At 54.0% G+C, this 25901-nt stretch carries 30 protein-coding genes; 12 read left to right on the forward strand and 18 right to left on the reverse strand.

Annotation, left to right across the window (positions count from 1 at the left end; genetic code table 11):
- Positions 1 to 13 precede the first annotated feature (13 nt).
- The 9 genes from H7R58_RS00840 to H7R58_RS00880 form a co-directional block, all read right to left on the reverse strand.
- Positions 14 to 640 carry a hypothetical protein gene (locus tag H7R58_RS00840; protein WP_182934564.1) on the reverse strand — a complete coding sequence of 209 codons (627 nt, stop codon included), beginning with the start codon at positions 638 to 640 and terminating at the stop codon, positions 14 to 16.
- On the reverse strand, positions 637 to 849 hold the full coding sequence (locus H7R58_RS00845; RefSeq protein WP_047026873.1) for a hypothetical protein: 213 nt from the start codon (positions 847 to 849) through the stop codon (positions 637 to 639). Before H7R58_RS00845 ends, H7R58_RS00840 begins: the two co-directional genes overlap by 4 nt.
- Positions 846 to 1628 carry a host cell division inhibitor Icd-like protein gene (locus H7R58_RS00850; RefSeq protein WP_182934565.1) on the reverse strand — a complete coding sequence of 261 codons (783 nt, stop codon included), beginning with the start codon at positions 1626 to 1628 and terminating at the stop codon, positions 846 to 848. Before H7R58_RS00850 ends, H7R58_RS00845 begins: the two co-directional genes overlap by 4 nt.
- Positions 1621 to 2463: an antA/AntB antirepressor family protein gene (locus tag H7R58_RS00855; protein ID WP_182934566.1), complete on the reverse strand. Its 843-nt coding sequence runs from the start codon at positions 2461 to 2463 to the stop codon at positions 1621 to 1623. Before H7R58_RS00855 ends, H7R58_RS00850 begins: the two co-directional genes overlap by 8 nt.
- A 13-nt stretch (positions 2464 to 2476) precedes the next feature.
- On the reverse strand, positions 2477 to 2911 hold the full coding sequence (locus tag H7R58_RS00860; RefSeq protein ID WP_182934567.1) for a hypothetical protein: 435 nt from the start codon (positions 2909 to 2911) through the stop codon (positions 2477 to 2479).
- Positions 2911 to 3129, reverse strand: a complete 219-nt coding sequence (locus tag H7R58_RS00865; protein ID WP_047026876.1) for a helix-turn-helix transcriptional regulator — start codon at positions 3127 to 3129, stop codon at positions 2911 to 2913. The genes H7R58_RS00860 and H7R58_RS00865 overlap by 1 nt, the downstream gene beginning before the upstream one ends.
- 101 nt (positions 3130 to 3230) lie before the next feature.
- Positions 3231 to 4142, reverse strand: coding sequence for a hypothetical protein (locus H7R58_RS00870; protein WP_227674949.1), 912 nt, complete (start codon positions 4140 to 4142; stop codon positions 3231 to 3233).
- Between the two features lie 76 nt (positions 4143 to 4218).
- A complete protein-coding gene (locus tag H7R58_RS00875) occupies positions 4219 to 5487 on the reverse strand; it encodes a tyrosine-type recombinase/integrase (RefSeq protein WP_103177712.1) in 1269 nt (422 codons plus the stop codon).
- Between the two features lie 200 nt (positions 5488 to 5687).
- On the reverse strand, positions 5688 to 6551 hold the full coding sequence (locus tag H7R58_RS00880) for a YicC/YloC family endoribonuclease (protein WP_106924950.1): 864 nt from the start codon (positions 6549 to 6551) through the stop codon (positions 5688 to 5690).
- A gap of 230 nt (positions 6552 to 6781) precedes the next feature.
- On the opposite strand from H7R58_RS00880, the gene rph reads away from it, so the two are divergent.
- Together rph and pyrE are read left to right on the forward strand one after the other, a co-directional pair.
- On the forward strand, positions 6782 to 7498 hold the full coding sequence (gene rph / locus H7R58_RS00885; protein WP_106925181.1) for a ribonuclease PH: 717 nt from the start codon (positions 6782 to 6784) through the stop codon (positions 7496 to 7498).
- A 63-nt stretch (positions 7499 to 7561) separates the two neighbouring features.
- Positions 7562 to 8203 (forward strand): orotate phosphoribosyltransferase, encoded by a 642-nt coding sequence (gene pyrE / locus H7R58_RS00890; RefSeq protein ID WP_182929819.1) that lies wholly within the window; start codon positions 7562 to 7564, stop codon positions 8201 to 8203.
- A gap of 178 nt (positions 8204 to 8381) precedes the next feature.
- On the opposite strand, the gene slmA is transcribed toward pyrE, so the two are convergent.
- From slmA to coaBC, 3 genes are all read right to left on the reverse strand, one after another.
- Positions 8382 to 8978: a nucleoid occlusion factor SlmA gene (slmA, locus tag H7R58_RS00895; RefSeq protein ID WP_106924952.1), complete on the reverse strand. Its 597-nt coding sequence runs from the start codon at positions 8976 to 8978 to the stop codon at positions 8382 to 8384.
- A 153-nt stretch (positions 8979 to 9131) separates the two neighbouring features.
- A complete protein-coding gene (gene dut / locus H7R58_RS00900; protein ID WP_035895829.1) occupies positions 9132 to 9590 on the reverse strand; it encodes a dUTP diphosphatase in 459 nt (152 codons plus the stop codon).
- A complete protein-coding gene (gene coaBC / locus H7R58_RS00905) occupies positions 9568 to 10788 on the reverse strand; it encodes a bifunctional phosphopantothenoylcysteine decarboxylase/phosphopantothenate--cysteine ligase CoaBC (protein WP_182930577.1) in 1221 nt (406 codons plus the stop codon). The genes dut and coaBC overlap by 23 nt, the downstream gene beginning before the upstream one ends.
- 184 nt (positions 10789 to 10972) lie before the next feature.
- On the opposite strand from coaBC, the gene radC reads away from it, so the two are divergent.
- The 4 genes from radC (at position 10973) to mutM (ending at position 13170) form a co-directional block, all read left to right on the forward strand.
- Positions 10973 to 11620: a RadC family protein gene (gene radC / locus H7R58_RS00910; RefSeq protein WP_106924953.1), complete on the forward strand. Its 648-nt coding sequence runs from the start codon at positions 10973 to 10975 to the stop codon at positions 11618 to 11620.
- A 217-nt stretch (positions 11621 to 11837) separates the two neighbouring features.
- Positions 11838 to 12074 (forward strand): 50S ribosomal protein L28, encoded by a 237-nt coding sequence (rpmB, locus tag H7R58_RS00915; protein ID WP_106924954.1) that lies wholly within the window; start codon positions 11838 to 11840, stop codon positions 12072 to 12074.
- 20 nt (positions 12075 to 12094) lie between these two features.
- A complete protein-coding gene (gene rpmG, locus H7R58_RS00920) occupies positions 12095 to 12262 on the forward strand; it encodes a 50S ribosomal protein L33 (protein ID WP_003024094.1) in 168 nt (55 codons plus the stop codon).
- Between the two features lie 98 nt (positions 12263 to 12360).
- Positions 12361 to 13170, forward strand: coding sequence for a bifunctional DNA-formamidopyrimidine glycosylase/DNA-(apurinic or apyrimidinic site) lyase (gene mutM / locus H7R58_RS00925; protein ID WP_106924955.1), 810 nt, complete (start codon positions 12361 to 12363; stop codon positions 13168 to 13170).
- Between the two features lie 39 nt (positions 13171 to 13209).
- On the opposite strand, the gene coaD is transcribed toward mutM, so the two are convergent.
- On the reverse strand, positions 13210 to 13689 hold the full coding sequence (coaD, locus tag H7R58_RS00930) for a pantetheine-phosphate adenylyltransferase (RefSeq protein ID WP_106925183.1): 480 nt from the start codon (positions 13687 to 13689) through the stop codon (positions 13210 to 13212).
- Between the two features lie 8 nt (positions 13690 to 13697).
- On the reverse strand, positions 13698 to 14975 hold the full coding sequence (gene waaA / locus H7R58_RS00935; protein WP_106924956.1) for a lipid IV(A) 3-deoxy-D-manno-octulosonic acid transferase: 1278 nt from the start codon (positions 14973 to 14975) through the stop codon (positions 13698 to 13700).
- Positions 14976 to 15362: 387 nt separating this feature from the next.
- On the opposite strand from waaA, the gene rfaQ reads away from it, so the two are divergent.
- The 5 genes from rfaQ to waaZ all read left to right on the forward strand — a co-directional run bounded on the left by rfaQ (position 15363) and on the right by waaZ (position 20242).
- Positions 15363 to 16433 (forward strand): lipopolysaccharide core heptosyltransferase RfaQ, encoded by a 1071-nt coding sequence (gene rfaQ / locus H7R58_RS00940; protein WP_182929820.1) that lies wholly within the window; start codon positions 15363 to 15365, stop codon positions 16431 to 16433.
- Positions 16430 to 17554 carry a glycosyltransferase family 4 protein gene (locus H7R58_RS00945; protein WP_106924958.1) on the forward strand — a complete coding sequence of 375 codons (1125 nt, stop codon included), beginning with the start codon at positions 16430 to 16432 and terminating at the stop codon, positions 17552 to 17554. The genes rfaQ and H7R58_RS00945 overlap by 4 nt, the downstream gene beginning before the upstream one ends.
- Entirely contained in the window at positions 17547 to 18344 is a 798-nt protein-coding gene (gene rfaP, locus H7R58_RS00950; protein ID WP_182929821.1) for a lipopolysaccharide core heptose(I) kinase RfaP, read from the forward strand. Before H7R58_RS00945 ends, rfaP begins: the two co-directional genes overlap by 8 nt.
- Before the next feature lie 15 nt (positions 18345 to 18359).
- Positions 18360 to 19382: a lipopolysaccharide 3-alpha-galactosyltransferase gene (waaO, locus tag H7R58_RS00955; protein WP_106924960.1), complete on the forward strand. Its 1023-nt coding sequence runs from the start codon at positions 18360 to 18362 to the stop codon at positions 19380 to 19382.
- A gap of 77 nt (positions 19383 to 19459) precedes the next feature.
- The gene (gene waaZ / locus H7R58_RS00960; protein ID WP_106924961.1) at positions 19460 to 20242 is read left to right on the forward strand and encodes a 3-deoxy-D-manno-oct-2-ulosonate III transferase WaaZ; all 783 of its coding nucleotides are present in this window, start codon (positions 19460 to 19462) and stop codon (positions 20240 to 20242) included.
- Between the two features lie 45 nt (positions 20243 to 20287).
- Here waaZ and rfaL read toward each other — a convergent pair whose 3' ends face one another.
- From rfaL to rfaD, 4 genes are read right to left on the reverse strand one after another with little or no spacing between them, the layout of a single operon-like run.
- Positions 20288 to 21508 carry an O-antigen ligase RfaL gene (gene rfaL / locus H7R58_RS00965; RefSeq protein WP_182929822.1) on the reverse strand — a complete coding sequence of 407 codons (1221 nt, stop codon included), beginning with the start codon at positions 21506 to 21508 and terminating at the stop codon, positions 20288 to 20290.
- A 9-nt stretch (positions 21509 to 21517) separates the two neighbouring features.
- Positions 21518 to 22495 (reverse strand): lipopolysaccharide heptosyltransferase RfaC, encoded by a 978-nt coding sequence (rfaC, locus tag H7R58_RS00970; RefSeq protein ID WP_182929823.1) that lies wholly within the window; start codon positions 22493 to 22495, stop codon positions 21518 to 21520.
- Positions 22496 to 22498: 3 nt separating this feature from the next.
- Positions 22499 to 23545, reverse strand: coding sequence for an ADP-heptose--LPS heptosyltransferase RfaF (gene rfaF / locus H7R58_RS00975; RefSeq protein ID WP_182929824.1), 1047 nt, complete (start codon positions 23543 to 23545; stop codon positions 22499 to 22501).
- 9 nt (positions 23546 to 23554) lie between these two features.
- Positions 23555 to 24487, reverse strand: coding sequence for an ADP-glyceromanno-heptose 6-epimerase (rfaD, locus tag H7R58_RS00980; protein ID WP_064541014.1), 933 nt, complete (start codon positions 24485 to 24487; stop codon positions 23555 to 23557).
- Between the two features lie 216 nt (positions 24488 to 24703).
- On the opposite strand from rfaD, the gene kbl reads away from it, so the two are divergent.
- Positions 24704 to 25900 (forward strand): glycine C-acetyltransferase, encoded by a 1197-nt coding sequence (kbl, locus tag H7R58_RS00985; RefSeq protein ID WP_182929825.1) that lies wholly within the window; start codon positions 24704 to 24706, stop codon positions 25898 to 25900.
- The last annotated feature ends 1 nt before the right edge of the window (position 25901 follow it).

Consider the following 25901-nt stretch of genomic DNA (forward strand, 5'->3'; position numbering starts at 1 on the left):
CGTGTTACCTCCCTCAGTGCGCCGCTGGCATTTCAGGCCAGCCGTTTTCATCCAGATCAGCAATGAATCCATCATGTAGCTCTGCCAGCGTTTCACGTCCGAACGGGGTCAGCTCTCCGCGTTCCGCATCCAGCATGGCGCGGTAGAACACAATGGCGTTCTCTGTTCCTTGCTCAACGCCGTAGCGCTCAATCATTGCGCCCTCGATGTTGTTCGCCATCGCCAGCCGTTCAGCAAACGGGTATACCACAATGCCCGCTGTACCATTGGAGTAAATCGCCACCTGCGATGCTGTGCCGTCAGCCTCAGTGACGGAGGTTGTGCCGTTCTCACGCTTCATTTCGGCAACGAAACAGGCCGCAATCAGCCAGCGCCACATAATGACGTTATGCTGCGCGGTGAAGTCGAACCAGCCACGCGCCCCGCCGTCAGCCACTGCAAAATGCAGGGCAAATCCTTCATCAGGCTTATTGTCATACTGACCCGCATCCAGACGTACTACGGCTTTTTCGTAGTTGATAAGAGCAACATGCTCATACATCCCGGCATCGTTGCGGGTCATGATATTGACGCCGTGTGGTGTGGCTTCGGCGTGGAATAAGCCGGGATTTCCCGATTTAAAGGTCAGTACGTTGCTCATGCTTTATCCATCGCTTTTAAGTCCATGCCAGCCAATTCATCCTCTGCTGAATCCATCAATTCGGGGATACCATCCAGAAGGGAAATGATTGCGCCAATTAAGTTAGCCGTGCCGCTATCGTTTTTATTCGTCGCTTCAAGCCAGAGAGACAGGACTTCCTGCGCCTGTTGGATACGACAGGTTGAATCGGCCAGGGATACTTTGTTCATGCTGCCACCTCCAGACGGATACGGCCTGCAAAGAAACAGACGTGATCCCGCGCCAACGTGCGGCGGGCTTCGCGCTCAGTTTCAGCAGCAATGTGATAGATTTTGGCGGTAATTGTCGGCATATCGCGGCGAACGGCTGCGATTAACCAGATGGATGATGGTTTTTGGGTAGGGGTAGTAGCCAGCATAGCGGCAGCCTCTGTGGAATGATGTATATAATCACCACCAAAGACGCCAATCGCTGGTGGTGAACTGAACGAGGTTGGCGTACCGGCTTCCACAGATACCGGCGCATCTTTCGATGCCCTCGCCCAGCCCACCATTGAAGGATGTAGCCGTGCGACGCACACAAAAAAACCGCATTTAGCGCGGTTGTGCGCTGTGGATAATTGCAGGACGCCAATCCCGGCACCAGATTTTGCTGGTGCGCTATAACCATAAACCGGGTTGGCGATAGTCGGCAAGCCCTTTTTTATGGACTCCAGAAACTCACCTTCGCGCACGCGCGTACTTCTCCGAAAACTCCCGCCAGTAGAATGATTTCCCCCTCGCGTAGTGATGTCAGAAAAACCTTCCTCGCGTGCGCGTACTGGTGCAAAAAGTCCCGTGCGCGTACTGGTCTCGAAACTCTCCTCGTTACCACGACGAGAAAATGAGGAGCTGGCATTAGCTGGCACTGTTATGCCAGCTTTACCCTCATGCGCGTACGCGATCCCGCGCAAGGCATACATCAGGCCAGCCAGGGGAAAGACTTTATTCTGGACGGCGGCATTAAGCATGATTAGCCCCCAGATGTTTAGCTAACCAGCGCTGAGAAAGGCGGATTAGCTCGGCTTTACGCTGGTCATATCCCATACCCATATCAATCAGCGTAATGTTGGTACTCTCCAGGTAGGTGAGGTGTTCCAGTTGCCCGGCGTTCATGCTGTCGCGTGGTTCGCCAGTAATGTTATTCGCCTGCGCCCACTGCTTCGCCGTCATGCCACCCAAAACAATGCGGGCGATCATGTTGCTCTCATTGCTGTAGTGGCGAGCCTGCGTCTGTTTACCCTGCTCTGCGCGGGCGCTTTCCAGTGCTACGCACATCGGTTTAAACAGGCTGGCGGCACCGATACGGGCTTTGAGCTGACGGCGATACTGAGCGGCAATCTCTGGCACGCTGCGCTGTAGGGCTTCTTCACACTGAATAAAGTAACGGCGAACGGCGCGACCTTGTTCGTTTCGCTCAACCATTGCCAGTTCTTTAGCCATTCCCAAAGAAAGGCCATAATCTTTACTGCGACGGTCGCCGCCACGCTTTGTCACCCATCCGGGGCTACGCTGTTCAAAATTTGAACTTTGATTCCTGAAATCTGAGGAATCAAAAACCACGTAATCAGCACTCAGGCTAAAGCCATATTCATCAATGCGTAGTTTTATCCAGGTTGAAAAGTCGTTACCTACTCCAAGCGCTGTATGCAGTGCCTTAGCACTAACAATACTGGCCTCACGCCCGCCAATTTGACCGGAAATAACGGGAACAATAGCGGCAAAGTCATTAGTGCTATATTCGCCCTGGTTAACGCTGGATTGTGGGGCGGCCTCCGAATTGAATCGGCTTTTTTCGATAGTCATGTTTTCGGCTCCGTTATGCGGCGTTAAATGCGTCCGGGTAGAGGTTCAGAATGTCGGCAATATCCTGCTGAGATAGCCCGTGATGTTCATTAATGGCGGCGTTATGGTTCACAAGATGGATCACCTTGAGAACGTCGCCACGGCAGGAAAAGCGGTAGCGCAGGTGTGCGCCGATACCATCCGGGTTTTTCTCGTCGATACGCTCCAGTTGAATATCAAGCTGGCGCTCCAGTTCAGACGCATAATTACGCCCGGATGAAAGACGGCAGTAGCGCAGGATGTCATTTTCTGTCCATCCCTCTACGCCAGTGCGCAGCATATAGACGCGGGCGCGGTGTTTCTTTGGGGTTCGCTTAGGTACTTGTACCGGGCTGGTGGTCGGCGTAATATCAGACGTGCGAATATCTGAGTTAGCCGCCTGCTGTACGGGGCGGTTTTTCTTTTCCATCAGGCCACCTTTCCCCGGCGCTCAGCCAGCCAGTTATTAATCTCTACCGCATCAAAGGCGGTCACATTATCGGTGAGTTTCACTGGGCGCGGCAGCGTGCCGTTCTTAACCCAGCGGTCAATGGTTGGCATGGAAACACCCAGAAGTTCCGGCATACGAAAACGGCGGATGTATCCAGTAGTGGGAAATGCTGATTGCGCTGCGTGGTGTACTGTCATATGTCCCGTAACTCCTGTGATAGCTGTTGTTACGGTATGAGGTTAGCGGCTAAAAAATGAGAGCATAAGGTACAGTAAGCTCACTGTACCCTTACACTAAATTAACTCTGCCCCTTCCCGTTGACTGAGGCTCTTAGATGTTTAAGGATCACATCACCATTGGTAATCATTAATGGTGGAATTTCATCTTTGTGTTCAAGTAAGCAGTCCCGCCATTTTTCAGGACTGACTTCTTTTCTTTCCCCTCGGCAGTCGTCAGGATATTTACTTAGGATATAAATAGCAGCTTTCAATAACCCCTCTCTATTGGAAGCATGTCTCTCAGCTTTTTTATTAACTGGTAGTGGTGAGGTGGATAAAATATTGGGGCTATTTCTTGTTGCAAGATCGGTTTCTGATGTGATTTCCTTGCCGCCATTGCATAGCAATTCAAGCTCATAACTGGTTATATACATATCCTTACTATGAACAGTATACCAGTCATCGAAATAAAATCGTCCAGCAACGTAGCCATCTCTAAACGTTGCGTTTTCGCATCTGGGCACATCAAGAGTATCGATAGTTATATCCCAATCATCCCAATAATCAGATAAATACCTCTCCTCTGCTTCGATGAACTCTTGAGGGATCGCCAGAAAACCACTCCATTTTTCAATAGATTTATTTCCTGAGTTCATATCATATTGCTCTGTAACAGAGAAATAATCTGACTTATAGCTAAATCTTAGGCAGTGTAGATCAGCATTAGGTTCAGGCTTAATATCATATTTTTCTTTTAAGTAATCGACAGGCAATATACTATCAGACTCAACATTAATTAACTTTACTTCCTCGTTCTCATTTTTTGGCGAGCTATCGAATAGAAATTCAATATGAGGCATCTTAATACAAAACTGTAATAAGCCTATTGAAGCAAAATGTATTAAATCAGACACTTCGCACTTAGTGATTTTGGCTACTTTTTCAAGCGAATAATATCTATGCTTTGGTAAGATCATCACGCTACCTTTCACGCTTTGCCTTTCACTTGATTGAGCCAGGCGGTAAGGCTTCCGCTTTTCATCCCGTCGGACTAGGCTCAATCTATTCTTACGATAGCTTATGCGTCTTTATAATAGGCGTCACGTTGTAATCCTCACCCTTCTCCAGTGCCACCAGCAAATCACACCACTGCGCCAGCGCCGCTTTACGCTCATCAAAATACTGGTGACGGTTATAGATACCCTCCACGCCCTTAATACGGTGATTCAGGCAGCGTTCAGCTACCACGGGATCCACACCTAACGCCGCAAGATGGGTGCGGGCAGTGCGCCGGAAGTCATGAATGGTGTAATTCGGTACGTCTGGCATTTCAGCGCGAACCTTTGCCAGCGCAACGGGTAGGGTGCTTTCCTGAATATGGGGAATCATCCGGCTTTGCATCTTTCTGGCTGGCAGCACCCATGCTGTATTACATGAGAATGTGTGAAGCTCACGTAGCCATGCTACGGCTGGTGGGGGGAGTGGTATGTCGATAGCATCGCCGTTTTTGCTGCGTTCTTCGGGTAAGTGCCAGATAGCCCCGTCTAAATCGAACTCCTCCCAGCGGGCGGCGCATAACTCCATCTTACGCACACACAACGTCAGCAGTAGCTTGAAGGTAAGCTCGTTCTGACGGCTGAATCCCTTAGCCATACGCATAGCCTGAAACAGTCGGATTAGTTCGCCACGTGTTAACCAGCGGTCACGGGCAACTTCTTTCCCGCCAGCGTCTGACACCTCAAAGGCTGAACACGGGTTAATCTCCAGCGCGTGCCGTTTGATGCCGTAATCGAAAATGCGGCGCGTCCAGCGTAGAACGTCCGTTGCTATGGTAGGCGCTCCACGGTCAACAATACCTTTCAGCATGTCGTCGATATGGCGCGGCTTCACGTCCTCTACCTTCATGCTGCCAATGCAGGGGTTTATATCTTTGTCGATACGGCGGCGGAGTATATCGGGGTGCTTCCAGCGCGGCAGGATCTGACGCTCAAAGTATTCAGCGGCAAGTTCTGAAACGCGCATGGCGTTTCTCTCTGCTTCCATCTTCGCCAGCGCTTCGGCTTTCCGTTCCTGCTTCTCTCCCGCGACGTCATAACCCAGCGCAACACGCGCCGATAGCTCTTTGGCTGTCTCTCTGGCTTTTGATAGTGATAGCTCAGCATATGAGCCGATCATCATTGCGCGGGGTTTCCCAGCGAATTTATAGCGGAATCGCCAGACGGGGGTCTGGTAGTTTTCGCGGTATGAAAGATAAAGCCCGTTACCGTCAGAGCGCCCCTCGAATCGCTCCCCGGCCTTTATCCATGCGCGGATCTGCATGTCTGTGAGTTTTGGCATTTTGCGAATATCCAAACTATTCCAAACTTTTAATAAGGGGTGTACACCTAGTTGCGTACACCTAACGCCATGGGTACACCTAGGTGTACACCTTAACTATGCGCTTTGTTGCGTCTTTATGATAGCCCATGATAACAAAAAAGCCCGCTGGGTTGCGGGCTTGATGTGATTTATGTGTCTTTGTGAATCTTGCTGATAGCTTACTCGATATTCTGAATCTGTTCGCGCATTTGCTCGATCAACACCTTCAGCTCAATGGCGGAATTTGTGACATCGGCATTGATCGATTTTGATGCCAGGGTGTTCGACTCACGGTTAAATTCCTGCATCATGAAGTCCAGACGGCGACCCACAGCCTCTTTTTTCTTCAGGATATTATAGGTTTCTTTTACATGAGCTTCCAGGCGGTCCAGCTCTTCGGCCACGTCGATACGCTGCGCCATCAGCACCAACTCTTGTTCCAGACGGTTGTTTTCCAGCTGCACCTCTGCGTCTTCCAGCTTGGCGACAAGGCGGTCGCGCTGCCATTGCAGAATTTCCGGCATATGTGCGCGCACTTTCGCTACTTCATCGCTGACGCCTGCGAGGCGCTGCTCAATCAGCGCTTTCAGCGCCTGGCCTTCGGTTTCGCGAGCAACGATAAAGTCGTCCAGCGTCGCATCGAGCGCGGTCAGGATTTCGGCAGCAATGGCGTCCAGATCTTGTTCCTGAGCGGCCATGACGCCCGGCCAGCGCAGAATATCGACCGGATTAATTTCACCTTCGTCGCTTTGCATTTTGACCCAGTTCGCGGCATTAACCAGCTGTTTAGCCAGCGTTTCGTTAAGGATCATCTCGCCCTGCGCGCTCGCATCGGGCTCAAAGCGCAAAGTACACTCTACTTTCCCGCGCGTAAGACGGGTACGCAGGCGCTCGCGCACAACAGGCTCGAGGCTGCGAAACTGTTCCGGCAGACGAAAATAAGTTTCGAGATAACGCTGGTTAACCGAGCGCAGTTCCCAGGCGGCGCTGCCCCACGAGCCCTTGATTTCACGGCGGGCATAGGCGGTCATACTGCGGATCATAGACGTTCCTGTTTCTAAAGGAGAGATGGGGGGATTATAGCCTTCGAGGGCTTATCAGGATAGGAATAAGCACCTTTAATACCCGTGATGCGCCATCCTTTTCACCATTCCTGCACGCTTCGCACGGCTCGCGACCGATGAATTCGTTGCTCCCCTGCTGCCCTGATACAGCGGGAATGATTTTGTGTATAATGCGCAGCCACATTCGTTTCAAGCCGGAGATTTCTATCATGCGTCCAGCAGGTCGTAGTGCCAACCAGGTGCGTCCCGTCACCCTGACCCGTAATTATACAAAACACGCTGAAGGCTCCGTGCTGGTCGAATTTGGTGATACCAAAGTGCTGTGCACCGCCTCGATTGACGAAGGCGTACCGCGTTTCCTGAAAGGCCAGGGCCAGGGTTGGATCACCGCGGAATACGGCATGCTGCCGCGCGCGACTCACACCCGTAACGCCCGCGAAGCGGCAAAAGGCAAGCAGGGCGGCCGCACCATGGAGATTCAGCGCCTGATTGCGCGCGCGCTGCGCGCCGCAGTTGACCTGAAAGCGCTGGGCGAATTCACCATTACGCTGGATTGTGACGTTATTCAGGCCGACGGCGGCACCCGCACCGCGTCCATTACCGGTGCCTGCGTGGCGCTGGCGGATGCGTTGGGTAAACTGGTTGCTGCGGGCAAGCTGAAAACCAATCCGATGAAAGGGATGGTCGCGGCGGTTTCCGTGGGCATTGTGGGTGGTGAAGCGCTGTGTGACCTGGAATACGTCGAAGATTCTGCGGCAGAAACCGACATGAACGTGGTGATGACCGAAGACGGCCGCATTATTGAAGTGCAGGGCACCGCCGAAGGCGAGCCGTTCAGCCACGAAGAGCTACTCACCCTATTGGCCCTCGCCAGAGGGGGAATCGAATCTATTATTGCGACGCAGAAGGCGGCGTTAGAAAACTGATTTTTAAGGGCGACGTAGTCGCCCTTTTTTTTGTCTGAAATAAGTGAGATGAGGAGCGAATCCATGAAACCGTATCAGCGCCAGTTTATTGAGTTTGCGCTTAACAAGCAGGTACTTAAGTTTGGCGAATTTACGCTGAAATCCGGGCGCAAGAGCCCCTATTTCTTCAACGCCGGGCTGTTTAATACCGGGCGCGATCTGGCACTGTTAGGCCGTTTTTATGCCGAAGCGCTGGTGGATTCCGGTATCGAGTTCGATCTGCTGTTTGGACCGGCGTATAAAGGCATTCCGATTGCCACCACGACCGCCGTCGCGCTGGCGGAACACCACGATCGTGATTATCCGTACTGCTTCAATCGTAAAGAGGCCAAAGACCACGGTGAAGGCGGCAATCTGGTGGGCAGCGCGCTGACCGGCCGCGTGATGCTGGTGGATGACGTGATCACCGCCGGGACGGCAATCCGCGAATCGATGGAAATTATTCAGGCTAACGGTGCGCAGCTCGCTGGCGTGCTGATCTCGTTAGATCGTCAGGAACGCGGCCGCGGCGACATTTCAGCCATTCAGGAAGTGGAGCGCGACTATGGCTGTGAGGTCATCTCGATAATCACCCTGAAAGATCTGATTGCTTATCTGGAAGAGAAGCCAGAAATGGCGGCGCATCTGGCGTCCGTGCGCGCCTATCGCGAAGCATACGGCGTGTAAAAAAATAGCCCGGCGCAGGCCGGGCTATTTTTTTGAGACTGATGACAAAGCCCGAAATGCCCGATGGCGCTACGCTTATCGGGCCTACGCGGACTGCCTAACTGATTGAAATCGACATCCTTTGTAGGCCGAATAAGTCGCTTGCGACGCCATCCGGCACTGCGCGGGCCATTTTGCGCTATTGCAGCTGAGCGACAATCAGCGGCCAGCGGGCGTCAAAATCATCCGTGGGCCGGTATTTAAATTCGCTGCGCACAAAGCGCGACAGCATCCCTTCACAGAAGGCCAGCAGCTGGCTTGCCAGCAGCGTTTCATCGGTTTCATAGCCTTCCCCTTCGCGCATTCTCCGCTCGCGCAGTACCTGGCGCAGCTGCGCCTCAATGCGCTCAAAGAGCTGATTAATGCGGCCCTGTAAGCGATCCTGCTCGAACATGAGCGCGTGGCCGGTCAGGATGCGGGTGAGTCCAGGGTTGCGTTCACCGAAGCCCAGAATCAACAGCACAATCAGCCGCAAGCGCGCAGTGGTGTCTTTTTCATCTTTCAGAATCAGGTTGATACGGGTAATCAGGCTATCTTCGATAAACTCGATAAGGCTATCGAACATGCGGGTCTTGCTTGGGAAATGCCGGTATAGCGCCGCTTCGGAAACGCCTACGGAAGCGGCCAGTTTTGCCGTCGTGATGCGCTGGCTACCATCGCTGGACTCCAGCATCAACGCCAGGGATTGAAGTATTTCCTCGCGACGATTCCTTTTCGCAGTTTGCTTTTCTGCCATGTTCTAAAATACCCCTGAAAATAAAACACTTGTCAGGCGAGCATCCACACGGTGACCGCAACCATAACGTGCAGTGTTGTTTTTACATTATGACGCCGTGAGATACGTAAAAAACGGGCGCATCACATCCTGCGTGATGCGCCTGAGGGCGGTTTACTGACGCCCGGAGTGGCCGAAGCCACCTTCGCCACGGTCTGTGGCTTCAAACGATTCGACCAGATTAAACTCGGCCTGTACGACAGGAACAAATACCATTTGCGCGACGCGCTCGCCCGGCTCGATGGTGAAGGTCGTCTGACCGCGGTTCCAGATAGACACCATCAGCTGACCCTGGTAGTCAGAGTCAATAAGCCCCACCAGGTTACCCAGCACGATACCGTGCTTGTGGCCCAGGCCGGAGCGCGGCAGCATTACTGCTGCCAGAGACGGGTCGGCAATGTGAATCGCCAGACCGGTCGGCAGTAAGGTGGTTTCACCCGGCGCCAGCTCTACGGCGTCATCAAGACAGGCGCGCAGGTCGAGGCCTGCTGAGCCAGCGGTGGCATAGGTCGGCAGCGGGAACTGCTGGCCAATACGCGAGTCCAGAATCTTAACGTCGATTTTTTTCATCATAACGGGTAACGATCTCGTCCAATAATAGTTGGCCCAGGAGTGACTTACTGGCGAGCGGTAAACGCTTCTCGCCGTCCTGCCAGAAAAGGTGCAATGCATTGTTATCGCTATTAAAGCCTTGATTTGACTGCGATACATCATTGGCGCAAATCAGATCAAGGTTCTTGCGGCTACGCTTTTGCCGCGCATATTCTTCCACATTATGCGTTTCGGCGGCAAACCCTACGACATAGGGACGATGCTCTTTCAGCGCTGCAACGCCGGCGACGATATCCGGGTTTTTCACCATTTTTATTGTGAATTCATCACCCTGGGTATCTTGTTTCTTAATTTTTTCTTCTGCAATGACCGCCGCACGATAGTCTGCAACGGCGGCACAGCCGATAAAAATCTGCTGCTGCGTAACGGCAGCCTGGACGGCGGCGTTCATCTCTTCAGCCGTTGTCACATCAATACGTTGCACGAAGGCTGGCGTCGGCAGCGACACCGGCCCGCTGACCAGCGTAACGTTCGCCCCGCGTTGGGCGGCGGCTTCGGCAATCGCAAACCCCATCTTGCCGGAGCTGTGGTTGGTGATGTATCGCACCGGGTCCAGCGGCTCGCGAGTCGGGCCGGCGGTAATCATGATATGCAGATGTTGCAGATCTTTGACGGGGGCAAAATGGGCGGCGGCCATGTCGACGATGGTCATCGGGTCGAGCATTCGGCCGGGGCCGATATCACCACAGGCCTGGCTGCCGCTGTCCGGCCCCCAGATAAGCAAATTGCGCGAGGCGAGTACGCTAAGGTTGTGCTGCGTTGCTGCGGCGCGGTACATCTGCTGGTTCATTGCCGGCACTACCGCCACCGGCGATGGCGTGGCAAGGCAGATGGTCGATACCAGGTCGTTCGCCATCCCGACGGCGACGCGGGCAATCAGGTCGGCCGTGGCGGGGGCGAGGATGACGAGGTCCGCCCATTTGCCCAGCTCAATATGGCCCATTGCGGCTTCTGCGGCCGTATCGAGCAGGCTGTCGGAGACCGGGTAGCCGGAAACCGCCTGCAGGCTCAGCGGGGTGATGAAGGCTTTCGCCGCGTCGGTCATGGCAACGCGCACATCTGCGCCGCGTTCGCGCAGGCGACGCACCAGTTCTGGCGTTTTATAAGCAGCAATACCGCCGCTGACGCCAAGAACAATTTTCTTACCGGCCAGGCTCATCATGATTCTTTCCTGTTAGAGGGACACCAGAATTCGCGCATTTTATCACAATCCTGGCGGGGTCGTGCGCTTACGGCAACGACACTTTGCGAGGCGTTACGCAAGGCCGGAATCTGCGCCTCGCCGCGTTGGCCCTGCGATGTCAGGATGAAGGCAGCCCTATTGAAATGGAGAGCTTACGACCATGATGCCGCGCGAGAAAATGCAGCGATACGGTATTGAGACGCTGACGGATGTTGAATTATTAGCGCTTTTTTTACGCACCGGCACGCGTGAAAAAAGCGTCATGCGCTACTCTCATGACCTGCTGCGCCATTTTGGATCGCTGTACGGCCTGCTTTCGGCGTCGGAAAAAGAGATAACGCATATCGATGGTATGGGGATTGCCAAGTATGCTCAGTTGAAGGGCATTGCCGAACTGGCGCGCCGCTACTTTAGCCTGCGCGTGCTGTCAGAGGAGTCGCTGTTGAGCCCGGAGATGACCCGCGAGTTTCTGCAAAGCCAGCTTGCCGACGAAGAACGAGAAATTTTTGTGGTTATCTTCCTCGATAACCAGCATAAGGTGCTCAAGCACTGCCGACTTTTTTCTGGCACCTTGAGCCATGTTGAGGTGCATCCGCGCGAAATTGTACGAGAAGCCATCAAAGTGAACGCGGCGGCGGTGATCCTTGCACATAATCATCCATCGGGTAATGCAGAACCCAGTAAATCAGACAGACTTATTACCGAAAGGGTGGTAAAATGTTGCCAATTCATGGATGTACGTGTGCTGGACCATCTGGTTATTGGCCGCGGTGAATACGTTTCTTTTGCCGAACGCGGCTGGATTTAGCGGATTATTACGCGATCCACCGGGATCTTTGTCTGTTCGGGACTTGAGCATATCGCCGGGTCAGCGTATACTACGCCACCTTTGAGAATCTCGGGTTTGGCATTTGGGCCTGGCAATCGGGGGTTCACTTAGAACCGTCGTGACCGGGCTTTACAGCCTGACGAGGCGCCGATACCCCATACGAAGCTCGAGCTAATTTGATTTTTGGAGAATAGACATGTCCCGAGTCTGCCAAGTTACTGGCAAGCGTCCGGTGACCGGTAACAACCGTTCCCACGCACTGAACGCGACTAAACGCCGTTTCCTGCCGAACCTGCACTCTCACCGTTTCTGGGTTGAGAGCGAGAAGCGTTTTGTCACCCTGCGCGTATCTGCTAAAGGTATGCGTGTAATCGATAAAAAAGGCATCGATTCAGTCCTGGCTGAACTGCGTGCCCGTGGCGAAAAGTACTAAGTACTTAGAGGAAATAAATCATGGCTAAAGGTATTCGTGAGAAAATCAAGCTGGTTTCTTCTGCTGGTACTGGTCACTTCTATACCACCACGAAGAACAAACGTACTAAACCGGAAAAACTGGAACTGAAAAAGTTCGATCCAGTTGTCCGTCAGCACGTTCTGTACAAAGAAGCTAAAATCAAATAATTTTAGTTTCGATGTCACGAAAAACCTCGCTTCGGCGGGGTTTTTTGTTTTCTGCGCGTCCCCATAATAGAAGCATCTGTATTTGTGACGGAGACGCTATGCCTGAATTACCCGAAGTAGAAACCAGCCGCCGGGGTATTGAGCCTCACCTGGTCGGTGCGACCATCCAGTATGCTGTCATTCGCAACGGTCGCCTGCGCTGGCCCGTCTCCGATGAAATCTACCGCCTGAGCGATAAACCCGTACTCAGCGTCCAGCGACGCGCCAAGTACCTGCTGCTGGAGTTGCCTGACGGCTGGATTATTATCCATCTGGGGATGTCGGGGAGCCTGCGAATTTTGACGCACGAGCTACCGGCAGAAAAACACGATCATGTAGACCTGGTGTTGAGTAACGGCAAAGTGCTGCGTTACACCGACCCGCGCCGTTTTGGCGCCTGGCTATGGACGCCGGTGCTGGAAGGCCACAGCGCGCTCGCTCATCTGGGCCCTGAGCCGCTCAGCGACGAATTTAACGCGGGCTACCTGCTGGCGAAGTGCGCGAAGAAGAAAACGGCGATTAAGCCCTGGCTGATGGATAACAAGCTGGTGGTGGGCGTGGGTAATATTTACGCCAGCGAATCGCTGTTTGCCGCACGGATCCATCCTGATCGGCTGGCCTGTTCGTTATCGGCGGAAGAGTGCGAGCGGCTGGTCGCGGCGATCAAAGCCGTGCTGCAACGATCGATTGAGCAGGGCGGAACCACGCTGAAGGATTTCCTGCAAAGCGACGGTAAGCCGGGCTATTTTGCACAGGAGCTACAGGTGTACGGACGGAAAGGCGAGCCGTGTCGGGTGTGCGGTACGCCAATTATTGCCAGTAAACATGCGCAGCGGGCGACGTTTTATTGTCGACAGTGTCAGAAGTAGCGCCCGCCGGGGCGATGCCCGGCCAGCGTTGACGCGTTGTTACTTAAGCTTTTCCATCAGCGCCTGATGCACGTGCTGTGGCAGGAAGTGCGTCACGTCACCGGCGTGGCGCGCGACCTCTTTCACCAGCGACGATGAAATAAACGACCACTCTTTTGACGGCATCAGGAAGACGCTTTCCAGTTCAGGCATCAGGTGGCGGTTCATGTGCGCTAGCTGCATTTCGTATTCAAAGTCGGCCACGGCGCGCAGGCCGCGAATCAGAATATTGGCCTGCTGGCTGCGGGCAAAATTGGCCATCAAATCGCTGAACCCGAGTACCTCGACGTTGCCCAGGTGCGCGGTAGCCTGCTGGGCCAGGGCAACGCGTTCGTTTAAGTCGAACATCGGTTTTTTGCTGGGGCTGGCCGCAATGGCGAGGATCACCCGATCGAACATGCAGGCTGCGCGGGTCACGATATCAAGGTGACCGTTAGTGAAGGGATCGAAAGTGCCCGGATAAATTGCCCGTTTTTGCATAATCATCCTCAATGCGTTTTCGGTGGCAGGTACGGCTCCAGGAGTTGTAGCAAGCGCTGCAGCGCGCCCTGGTTCTGATACAGGACCTCAACGGCATGACGGCCATAGAAACTGCGGTAATCCGCGTCGCCCAGCAAAGAGGAAACCTCTTTTTCAAGGCTTTCGGCATCGGTAACGGTGATAAGACCGCTCGCCTGTTCCAGACGCGCGCAAATGTCTTTGAAGTTAAACGTATGCGGCCCCATCAGCACGGGAATGGCGTGCGCTGCGGCTTCCAGCGGGTTATGGCCGCCGCGTTCGACCAGCGAGCCACCAACGAACGCCAGGTCGGCAATTCCGTACAGCAGCATCAGCTCGCCCATAGTATCGCCAATCACCACCTGCGTCGCGGCGGAAGGGACTTCGCCGGAGGAACGGGTTGTGTAGCTCAGGCCAGCCTGACGGGTGAGATTGATGGCGTCCGGAAAACGTTCCGGATGGCGCGGCACCAGAATCAGCAGCAGATCCGGGTAGTGCTTCAGCAGCGCTTTGTGGGCGGCAATGACGATACTCTCTTCGCCTTCATGCGTGCTGGTGGCAATCCACACCGGCCGGCGCGGTGCCCACTGGCGGCGCAGCGTTACCGCTTTGGCAGCCAGCTGCGGCGTGACGGAAATATCAAACTTCAGGCTGCCAGTGATGGTGACCTGATTATTTTTCGCGCCCAGCGCCACAAAACGCTGGCCGTCTTCTTCATTCTGCGCCGCAATCAGCGTAATACGCTGCAGCAGCGTCCGCACGAATGACCCTAATTTGGCGTACCCGGCAGCCGAGCGCTCGGAAAGGCGCGCGTTGGCGATCACCAGCGGAATATGGCGGCGATGCAGTGCGGCAATCAGGTTTGGCCACAGCTCCGTTTCCATAATCAGCACCAGCTTAGGGTCGATTTTATCGAGGAAACGGTTAAGGGCATCGGGTAAATCGTACGGCAGATAAACGTGCTGCACGTCTTTGCCAAATGCCGACTGGACGCGCTCGGAACCGGTGGGGGTCATCGTGGTCACAGTAATCGGCAAATCGGGGTAACGGTGGCGCAGCGCGCGCACGAGCGGAATGGCCGCCAGCGTTTCACCTACGGAAACGGAGTGCAGCATAATCCCGCCGGGCTTAAGCGGCTGGCGATAAAAACCGTAACGTTCACCCCAGCGTTTTCGGTAGGCCGGAGCCTTACGTCCGCGCACCCAAAGCCGTATCCAGATAAGGGGCTGAATAAGGTAGAGAAGGGCGGTGTAAAGCAGTTCAAGCATAATAAATAGCTGAGTTATGAATGTGCTGTGGATTCTAAGTATTTAACTGAGGCTTTACCATTACTTTTGCTGTTTTTGGTCTAAATTATCCACAGTGCAGGGGCTTGCCGTGGATATCACTGCTTATCACCCTTTTTTATGCTGTTCATTGCGGTTAACGCCTCTGGATATGTGGGGATGAACGTCGCGGAAGTTATCGCGATGGATAAGGTATTACTGCCATGATTTATAAAGAAAAATGACTTTATAAAGGCAAAATGCATCCGGTTCGGATTGCGGCGCAAGAAGTGGTACACTAGCGCGGCAAAAAGCGTGCATTTCCGGTCATTGGCCGTAAGCGCGCTTTGTGCCTGTTTTTAGCGGAAAACCTCAACCAAAGAGTCGCGTGTGGATAAGCCATTTCGAAAAATACTGGTCATTAAAATGCGTTTTCACGGGGATATGTTATTAACGACCCCCGTTATTAGCACGCTGAAGCGCCATTATCCTGAGGCGAAAATCGACGTCCTGTTGTATCAGGATACGATCCCTATTTTGTCTGAAAACCCTGAAATTAACGCGCTGTATGGTATTAAAAACAAGAAAGCAAAAACGACAGAGAAAATTACCAACTTCGTCAGTTTAATCAGAGTACTGCGGTCGAATAAATACGATCTGGTCGTCAATATGACCGACCAATGGATGGTGGCCGTGCTGGTGCGCTTGCTGAATGTCCCGATGAGCATTTCGCAGAATTATCAGCATCGGCAGTCGGCGTTCTGGCGCAACAGTTTTACTCACCTGGCCCCGCAGAAGGGCGAGAATGTCGTGGAAGCGAATCTGTCAGTGCTGGCACCGCTGGGGCTTGATTCGTCTGTTGCCGAAACGACCATGAGCTACAACCCGGCGTGCTGGACGCGCGTGCGCGGCGAGCTGGATAAGGCCGGCGTTGGCGAGCGCTACGTGGTGATCCAACCGACGGCACGGCAGATTTTTAAATGCTGGGAAAATGAGAAGTTCGCAAAGGTGGTAGATGCACTTCATCAGCGCGGCGTTGAGGTGGTGTTGACGTCGGGCCCGAGCGCCGAGGATTTAGCCTGTATCAAGGCGATCGCGCAGGGCTGCGAGCGGCCGCCGGTCACCGCTTTAGCCGGAAAAATGACGTTTCCCGAACTGGGGGCGCTTATCGACCATGCGGCGCTGTTTATCGGCGTTGACTCCGCGCCGGGCCATATTGCGGCGGCGGTAAAAACGCCGTTGATTGCGCTATTTGGTGCCACTAATCATATCTTCTGGCGCCCGTGGTCGGACAATATGATCCAGTTCTGGGCCGGCGACTATCGCCCTATGCCACCGCGTGAGCAGCGTGACCGTAATGAAATGTACCTTTCGGTTATCCCGGCAGAAGATGTGATTGCCGCGATTGATAAAATACTGCCCGCGGGTCACGGCGAGCCTGTAACCGGCGAGGAATTATGATCGTTGCTTTCTGTTTGTATAAGTATTTCCCCTTCGGCGGCCTGCAGCGCGATTTTATGCGCATTGCGCAGACCGTGGCGGCCCGCGGTCATCAGGTGCGCGTATATACGCAATCCTGGGAGGGAGAGTGCCCGCAGGCGTTTGAGCTCATCAAGGTTCCGGTCAAATCCCATACTAACCACGGCCGTAACGCGCAATATTATACGTGGGTGCAAAACCATCTGCGTGAACATCCGGTGAGTAGAGTCGTGGGCTTCAATAAAATGCCCGGTCTGGACGTCTATTACGCCGCCGACGTGTGCTATGCCGAAAAAGTCGCGCAGGAAAAAGGGTTCTTTTATCGCCTGACTTCGCGCTATCGTCACTATGCGGCCTTTGAGCGGGCAACGTTCGAGCACGGCAAAAACACGCAGCTGTTGATGCTGACGGACAAGCAAATTGCCGATTTCCAGAAACACTATCAGACCGAGTCAGCACGCTTTCATATTCTGCCGCCGGGCATCTATCCAGACAGAAAATACAGCCAGCAGATCCCGGACGCCCGTCAGGTGTACCGGCAGAAGAATGGTCTGACCGAGTCGCAAAACGTGCTGTTACAGGTGGGTTCGGACTTCACGCGTAAAGGCGTTGATCGTACGCTGGCCGCGATGGCCTCGCTGCCGGAAAGCGTGCGCCATAACACGCAGCTGTTTATTGTCGGGCAGGACAAACCGGGGAAATTTGCCGCGCAGGCCGAAAAATACGGTATTCAGCGCAATGTGCATTTCTTTTCCGGCCGCAACGACGTGGCGGAGCTGATGGCGGCAGCTGATTTGCTGTTGCATCCGGCCTATCAGGAAGCCGCGGGAATTGTGCTGCTGGAGGCCGTGACGGCCGGCCTGCCGGTATTAACAACCCGCGTATGCGGCTATGCCCACTACATTGCGGACGCCAACTGCGGCGCGGTAATGGATGAGCCTTTCCGCCAGGAAGCCTTAAATGAGGTTCTCCTCAAGGCGTTAACCCAGCCGGCGCTGCGCGCGGCATGGGCGGAAAATGCGCGCAATTATGCCGATACACAAGATTTGTACAGTCTGGCGGACAAAGCGGCAGATATCATAATAGGTGATTTGGATGGTTGAGCTGAATGAACCGCTGGCCACGCTGTGGCGCGGAAAAGATGCCTTTGAGGAAGTGAAACACCTGCAGGGTGAAGTCTTCCGCGAGCTGGAAACGCGCCGTACGCTGCGCTTCGAGCTGGCGGGCGGCAGCTATTTTCTGAAATGGCACCGCGGTACCTCCCTTAAAGAGATCGTGAAGAACCTGATTTCGCTGCGTATGCCGGTGCTGGGTGCCGATCGCGAGTGGAACGCGATTCATCGCCTGCACGACGTGGGGGTTGATACCATGCACGGCGTTGGTTTTGGGGAGAAAGGGCTGAATCCTCTGACCCGCACCTCATTTATCATTACCGAAGACCTGACGCCCACCATCAGCCTTGAGGATTACTGCGCCGACTGGTTAGCGAATCCGCCCGCGCCCGCGCTGAAACGCATGCTGATTAAGCGTGTGGCGACGATGGTGCGAAAAATGCATTTGAGCGGCATTAACCATCGCGACTGCTATATCTGCCATTTTCTGCTGCACCTGCCGTTTAGCGGCGCCGAAGAAACGTTAAAGATTTCGGTGATTGACCTGCACCGTGCGCAAATTCGCGATCGTGTGCCGCGCCGCTGGCGCGATAAAGATCTTATCGGGCTCTATTTTTCGTCAATGAATATCGGGCTGACCCAGCGCGATGTTCTGCGCTTTATGCGGGTGTATTTTGCTAAGCCGCTGAGAGAGGCGCTGCGAGAAGAGCAGGCGCTTCTGGCTAAAACCGAAGAAAAAGCGAATAAAATCAAAGAAAGAACGATCAGAAAGTCGTTGTAAACGCTGAGGCAGAGCATGGCAAATACGTATTTAAATGCGCAGGAGATGATCAAAGAAAGCATCATCTTTGATGAGCGCGAAACGGCAGAGGGCACGTCACCGCTGCCGGTTGCTTACGGGATTGATAAGAACTTTCTTTTTGGCTGCGGCGTCTCGATTGCTTCCGTTCTGCTGCATAACCGCGACAGCGATTTTATTTTCCATGTCTTTATCGACACCGTTCCGGAAGCCGAAAAGCAGCATTTTGCCCAGTTGGCGAAGGACTATAAAACCTGCATTCAGATTCATATTGTCAACTGCGATCGTCTGAAGGCTTTTCCGACCACCAAGAACTGGTCCGTGGCGATGTATTTCCGCTTTATCATCGGCGACTATTTCATCGGTCAGCAGCCGCGCGTGCTGTATCTGGATGCCGATATTGTGTGCCAGGGAAGCATTAAGCCGCTGGCTACGCTGTTATTAGGCGATAGCGTAGCGGGCGTGGTACCGGAACGTGATAAAAAGTGGTGGCGGTCACGCAGCCAGAGTCTGGAATGCCCGGCGATTGAGAACGGTTATTTTAACTCGGGCGTGTTGCTGCTGAATATTCCGGCATGGGCCAGCGAGTCAGTATCCAGCAAGGCTATGTCGCTGCTGTCCGATAAAAACGTGACGCGCAAGCTGAGCTTTATGGATCAGGATATTCTGAACATCATTCTGGCCGGGAAAGTGACTTTTATCGAGGGGAAATACAACACGCAGTTCAGCCTTAACTATGAGCTGAAGACGGCCTTTGTTAACCCCATTAACGATGGCACCGTGTTGATCCACTACGTTGGGCCCACCAAGCCGTGGCATAACTGGGCTAACTACCCCAGCGCAACGCCGTTCCTCAAGGCAAAGGCGGCTTCGCCGTGGCAATCTACGCCGTTGCTCAAGCCGAATAACGCAAACTACGCGCGCTATTGTGCTAAGCATAATTTCAAGAATAATCAGCCTGTTGCTGGCGTTATGAACTACATTTACTATTTTTATCTGCGGCTGGTGAAGTCGCGTTAGGCTACGTAGCGCACGCCTGGCAGGGGTAAATCAGAACATTGGCAGTTGGGTCATAATCCTATTTTGGTGGCAGTCTTATGAGCGGCAAATTGCACGGCATCACAACCGAAGACATTAACGAAATCAAACGTCACAGGACCGCTGAAAGCAGCATTATTTTCCTTTCTGGTCCCTCCTCACTGAAAACGCCATTGAGCCTACTGGCGGCATCAGACGTTATTTCGGTCAACGGTTCGGCCCGCTACCTGCTGGATAACAATATTCAGCCGTTTATTTATGTGCTGACGGATTCGCGTTTTTCTCTGCAGCGTAACGATGATTTCCGCGAGTTTGTGCAAAAGAGTAAATACACCATTGTCAATGGCGAGGTTTACGATAACGCCTCCGCGGAGGATAAGCGCTTCATTGACGATCGCGGTTTCGTGATTCGCTCTTTATATCAGCGGGAGAAAGGCGGCTTCTTTAAGAAACTGAAATTTACGCTGATGGCGAAGCTGGATGAAAACATCCTGATTTCGGTCCCCATGTCGAAAAAGAAACGTCTGGTGGGCTTTAGCCGCGATATCTCTCACGGCTATTGCTCGTGCCATACGGTGGCGTTTGCTGCGCTGCAGGTTGCCTACAGCCTGGGCTATAAGAAAATCGTTCACTCCGGGCTGGATTTAGTGGATACCTGCACGCGTTTTTATGACGAAGAACATAACCCGCAGCCGTCGGAGTTGAGCCGTGATTTAGGTAAAATCCTGCCATTTTATGCCTTTATGCGGGAGAAGGTGCCGGATATTAACGTCTACAACCTCTCTGACAACACCGCCGTCAGCTATGATCTGGTGCCTTTTATTACGCCGGAAGAGGTGTAGCCGGGTCAGAAAAATAAAAAAGGCTGCATTCGCAGCCTTTTTTATTTAGTGCTGTTGGCTTCGCGCCTTCAGCGTGAGCGCAATGCCCAACAGCATCGTCAGGTTCTCTATGCTGACGGTCTCAAAGGCACCGCGGACGAACAGGTTGCCGACCAGGATTAACCCGATCAGGAGCCACGCCTCTTTAATAATACCCTGGCTTGCCCGGTAGCCTTTGACTGCTTCCGTCAGCAGTGAGATCAGCAAATACCAAACGGCAAACAGGCCCAATAAACCACCGGCATACCACATCGACAGCGTCAGGTTGTGCGGCCCGATGGACTGTTTAAAGAACCACTGCGGATAGTCGTGGACCCGGCTGTTATATACCCGGTAGAAGATATCTTCACCGTAGCCGTAGCCCTTTATCGGGTTTTCCATAATCAGATCCAGCGCCGAACCCTGCGTACCGCCGCCGTAGCGGTAGGAGCTGGAGGTTTGCTGCATCTTATGGAACAACAACTTAAAGGCGTCCCGATCTTTCAGATAGCCGGTGACCAGCACGCCACCGAGCAGCACGGCGGCAAGCAGCGGTAGTTTCCATTCTCGCTTAATGACGCACCAGATAAATGCTGGGATTAGGATGGCTAACCAGGTACCACGCTGCAGCGTACCCACAATCATAAAGCCCATCACGCAGGCGATCGCAAAGAACAGTACTCTGGCTTTGGTCGTTTTGAAATTCCAGAGGAATAAAAATGCGGGAGCCATAAAGATTAAAATATCTGAGCGGTACTTATGCGCAAAGTCGGTTAACGGCATAATCCCTTGCTGATATTCGCGGTAGTACTGCCAGCCGTCGGCTATCGCCAGCGGCAGAATGCCGACGATCAGCGAATAAATCAGGGTCCTGGCGACATTCTCTTTACTTTCCTCATGCAGCAGGATGGGGATAAGCAGCGTCATCAGCAGCAGTTTTTCCAGCACGGTATTGGCAAATTTACTCAAGCTGTAGGCCGGATCGACGGAAATTGCCACGGCATAGACACACACGGCCACAAAGCACAGAAGGGCATAGGTCAGGTTATTTTTAAAAATACTTAGCAGCTGTGTTTTTTTCTTAGCTACATAATATAGTGCAGTAATCAGCATTAACCCGGTGACTGCATGCTTATAACGGGTAATATGGTCAAAAAAGTTCATTATAATAAATAATGAAACTAACCCACGATTCCATATGGATTGCCAGCATGCTTCCTTATGCTTAACGGATGCTAAAAAATTCATCAAAATACCCTAAAAAGATGACCAGGACTGTATTTTCCGCAGCTCGTGAAGTACCGCGAGCGCGTCAAGCGTTGTTAAATCTTGTGATGCTGAACAGCACGCCACCTGGTTCTTACCGTATCCCCCAATTAATCCAGGGTCGGTTGGCCCATACAGCGTGATATTTGGGCGATCCAGCGCCGCGGTTAAGTGGCTTAATCCGGTATCCACTGAGACAACAAATTCTGCCCCTGCCAGCTCGTGTGCCACTTTCTCCAGGCTCAGGCGCGGCAGGACTTCTACATAATCAAATCCCTCTGCCAGGCGTTTTGCGCGAGCTTCCTCGTGCGGCGCGCCCCAGGGGAGTTTGATGCGTAGCCCGCTCTCTTTTAACAGGCCAATCAGTTCGCGCCAGTGGCTCTCCGGCCAGTGTTTATCGTCGCGAGTGGTGGCGTGCAGGAAGACGCAGTAAGGCGCTTCTGCTGGCGCAAGCGTTGCCAGAAAATGCTGGGCGATCGCGTAGTCACCCTGCGTATCGGGCTTGGCATAACCGAGGCTTTTGGCAAACAGCTCGCGGGTGCGCTCTACGGCGTGCTGCTGTTTGGCAATAGGGTGACGACGGTTATAGAACAGGCTGGCCAGCGGTTCGCGGGCGCTGCTCCAGTCCATGCCGTGCTTCACGCCGTGCGCCAGCCGGGTGACCAGCGCGGCGCTTTTTACCAGCCCTTGGGCATCGATGATGGCGTCATAATTCACCGCCTGAACGGCGTCGCGAAAGGCTTTGCGCTCGGCCTTGATGGGGGCAGAGAACCACGCTTTACGCCAGCGGCGAATGGCGACCGGAATCACGCGGTCGACGGCATCGTGCCAGGAAGGGATTTGGGCGAAGCCTTCTTCCACGACCCAGTCAAAGCGGATGCCGGGAATGGCGTGCTGCGCGTCGGTTAACGCCGGTAGCGTGTGCAGGACGTCGCCCATCGAAGAGGTTTTGACAATCAACACCCGCATGCGTCAGGCTTCCTCACTCGACAGCAGCGCGTTGAGCTCTTCGCGAACGCGCGCCGGGGTGATATCGATCAGGCTCTGATGATAACCCTGCGCAGAGTCGCCTTTACGCACCTTGTGGTAGCCGGTAATGAGTCGGATGACGCGCGCTTTGTTAGACAACGGCGGCGTAAAGTCCGGGCTGCTGGGGCCGTACAGCGCGACCAGCGGGCGGTTAAGCGCTGCGGCCACGTGCATCAGGCCTGAGTCGTTGGTCACGATCGCCTTACAGGCGGCAATCAGCACCACGGCCTGCTCCAGCTGGGTTTCCCCGGCCAGATTGCGGCACCAGCCTTTTTGTTCGTCGCTCAGCGCGGCGATAATCTCATTACCCGCGTCGTGATCTTTCGCCGAGCCGAACAGGACAATCTGATTGCCTTCGTCAATCAGCTGTTTTGCCAGCGAGGCGTAGTGATAGTGCGGCCAGCGTTTAGCCGGGCCAAACTCGGCGCCGGGACAAAAACCGATCATCGGGCGATCGCCGGAGAGCGAAAATGCGTTACAGGCCAGCGATTTCTCGCCCTCATTCACCTGTAATTGTGGCCACAGCAGCGGCTGTGGCAGATCTTTCGCGCAGCGCATTACGCCTTTGTCATAGGCCAGCGCCACGTAGCGCTCGACCATCAGCGGCCAGGCCGCTTTGTCCAGTACCCGTGCATCGTTCAGCAGGCCATAGCGCATCTCGCCGCGCCAGCCGGTGCGCAGCGGGATGCCGGCAAAGAACGGCACCAGTGCCGATTTAAAGGAGTTAGGCAGAACATAAGCGCGGTCATAGCGCCGTTCGCGCAGGCTATGACCGAGCTTGCGCCGTTCGCCAATTTCCAGCGCGCCGTGCCCGAGCGGCATGGCGATCGCTTCATTGACTTCCGGCATCCGCGATAACAGCGGACGGCACCACGCGGGTGCCATCACGTCGATTATCGCCTGGGGATAGCGCGCCTTGAGCGTGCGATAGAGACTTTGCGACATCATCATGTCGCCCACCCATGACGGGCCGACCACCAGAATTTTCATGCTGACTTCTTACGCGTCGCGGTTCAACCAGGCCATATATTCCGTTACGCCTTCGGCGACGGTCTTGAACGGCTTATCGTAGCCAGCGGCGCGCAGATTCGTCAGGTCGGCCTGAGTAAACGCCTGGTAGCGGCCTTTCAATTTATCCGGGAACGGAATGTACTCAATGCTGCCTTTTTTGTGGAACGCCAGCGTGGCATCTGCCACCGCCTGGAAGGATTCCGCACGGCCGGTACCGAGGTTGAAGATGCCGGATTTACCGTTTTCCCAGAACCACAGGTTTACCGCTGCCACGTCGCCGACGTAGACGAAGTCGCGCTTAAAGCCGTCGCTGCCTTCAAACAGTTTCGGGCTTTCGCCGTTGTTCAACTGAGTGTTCAGGTGGAACGCGACGCTCGCCATGCTGCCTTTATGCCCTTCGCGCGGGCCGTAGACGTTGAAGTAGCGAAAACCGACGATCGGCGAGTTGGCTTCCGGCATGATGCGGCGCACGTACTCGTCAAACAGGAATTTAGAGTAGCCGTAGACGTTCAGCGGTTTTTCAAACTCGCGGGACTCGATGAAGTCGCTGGTACGGCCGCCGTAGGTGGCGGCGGAAGAGGCGTACAGGAACGGAATTTCACGCTCCAGGCAGTAGTGCAGCAGCTCTTTGGAGTACTGATAGTTGTTGTCCATCACGTACTTACCGTCCCACTCGGTGGTGGAGGAGCAGGCGCCTTCATGGAACACGGCTTCAATATCACCGAACTCTTCACCGGCCATAATCTGGATCAGAAAATCTTCTTTATCCATATAGTCGGTGATATCAAGGTCAACCAGGTTCACGAACTTGGTGCCGTCTTTCAGGTTGTCCACTACCAGAATGTCGGTAATGCCTTTGTCATTAAGCGCTTTCACGATGTTGCTGCCGATAAAGCCAGCGCCGCCGGTAACGATAATCATAACTGTAACCTTTGAGATAGGTGGGCCCTGGAGTATCCCGGGCACGAATACCTCTTATCATACCATCACATTTGCCAGCCTTCAGCCTTTCACCGCGTAGCGAGACGGGGGCGCGTGATTTATGCTGCAAATAATTCATTCAGACATGCATCATCTCGTATCAGCGTATAGCTTTGGGTAATATGTGCCAAATTTTACCGAATCTGGAGAGTTGCAATGCGTGGTGATTTCTACAAACAGTTAACCAGCGACCTGGACACCGCTCGTGCGGAAGGGTTGTTTAAAGAAGAACGTATCATCACCTCCGCTCAGCAGGCGGATATCACCGTGGGCGATGGCAGCCACGTTATCAACTTCTGCGCCAACAACTATCTGGGTCTGGCAAACCATCCAGCGCTGATTAACGCCGCGAAAGCGGGTATGGAGAGCCACGGTTTTGGTATGGCGTCGGTGCGTTTCATCTGCGGGACTCAGGACAGCCACAAAGCGCTGGAGAAAAAGCTGGCGAGCTTCCTCGGTATGGAAGATGCCATTCTGTACTCCTCCTGTTTCGATGCCAACGGCGGCCTGTTTGAAACGCTGCTGGGCGCAGAAGATGCGATTATTTCCGATGCGCTGAACCATGCCTCCATCATTGACGGCGTGCGCCTGTGCAAAGCGAAGCGTTTCCGCTATGCCAACAACGATATGGCTGAACTGGAAGAACGCTTGAAAGAAGCGCGCGCGGCCGGTGCTCGTCATGTCCTGATCGCCACCGACGGCGTGTTCTCCATGGACGGCGTGATTGCCAACCTGAAAGGCGTGTGCGATCTGGCGGATAAATACGATGCGCTGGTGATGGTCGATGACTCCCATGCCGTCGGTTTTGTCGGCGAAAACGGCCGTGGCTCCCATGAATACTGCGATGTGATGGGCCGCGTGGATATCATTACCGGTACCCTGGGCAAAGCGCTCGGCGGGGCGTCCGGCGGCTATACCGCCGCGCGTAAAGAAGTGGTGGAGTGGCTGCGTCAGCGCTCGCGCCCTTACCTGTTCTCCAACTCGCTGGCACCCGCAATTGTGGCGGCGTCCATCAAAGTGCTGGAGATGGTCGAGTCTGGCGCGGCGTTGCGCGACCAACTGTGGGCCAACGCTCGCCTGTTCCGTGAAAAAATGACCGCCGCAGGCTTTACGCTGGCGGGTGCCGATCACGCGATTATCCCGGTCATGCTGGGCGACGCGGTGGTGGCGCAAAACTTCGCACGTGAACTGCAAAAAGAAGGCATCTACGTGACCGGGTTCTTCTTCCCGGTGGTACCAAAAGGCCAGGCGCGTATTCGCACCCAGATGTCGGCGGCGCATACGACGGAACAAATTGAACGTGCGGTGGAAGCCTTTACCCGCATTGGTAAACAACTGGGCGTCATTGCCTAAG

The sequence above is a fragment of the Klebsiella sp. WP4-W18-ESBL-05 genome (genome assembly GCF_014169075.1).
Taxonomy (GTDB): Bacteria; Pseudomonadota; Gammaproteobacteria; order Enterobacterales; family Enterobacteriaceae; genus Kluyvera; species Kluyvera ascorbata_B.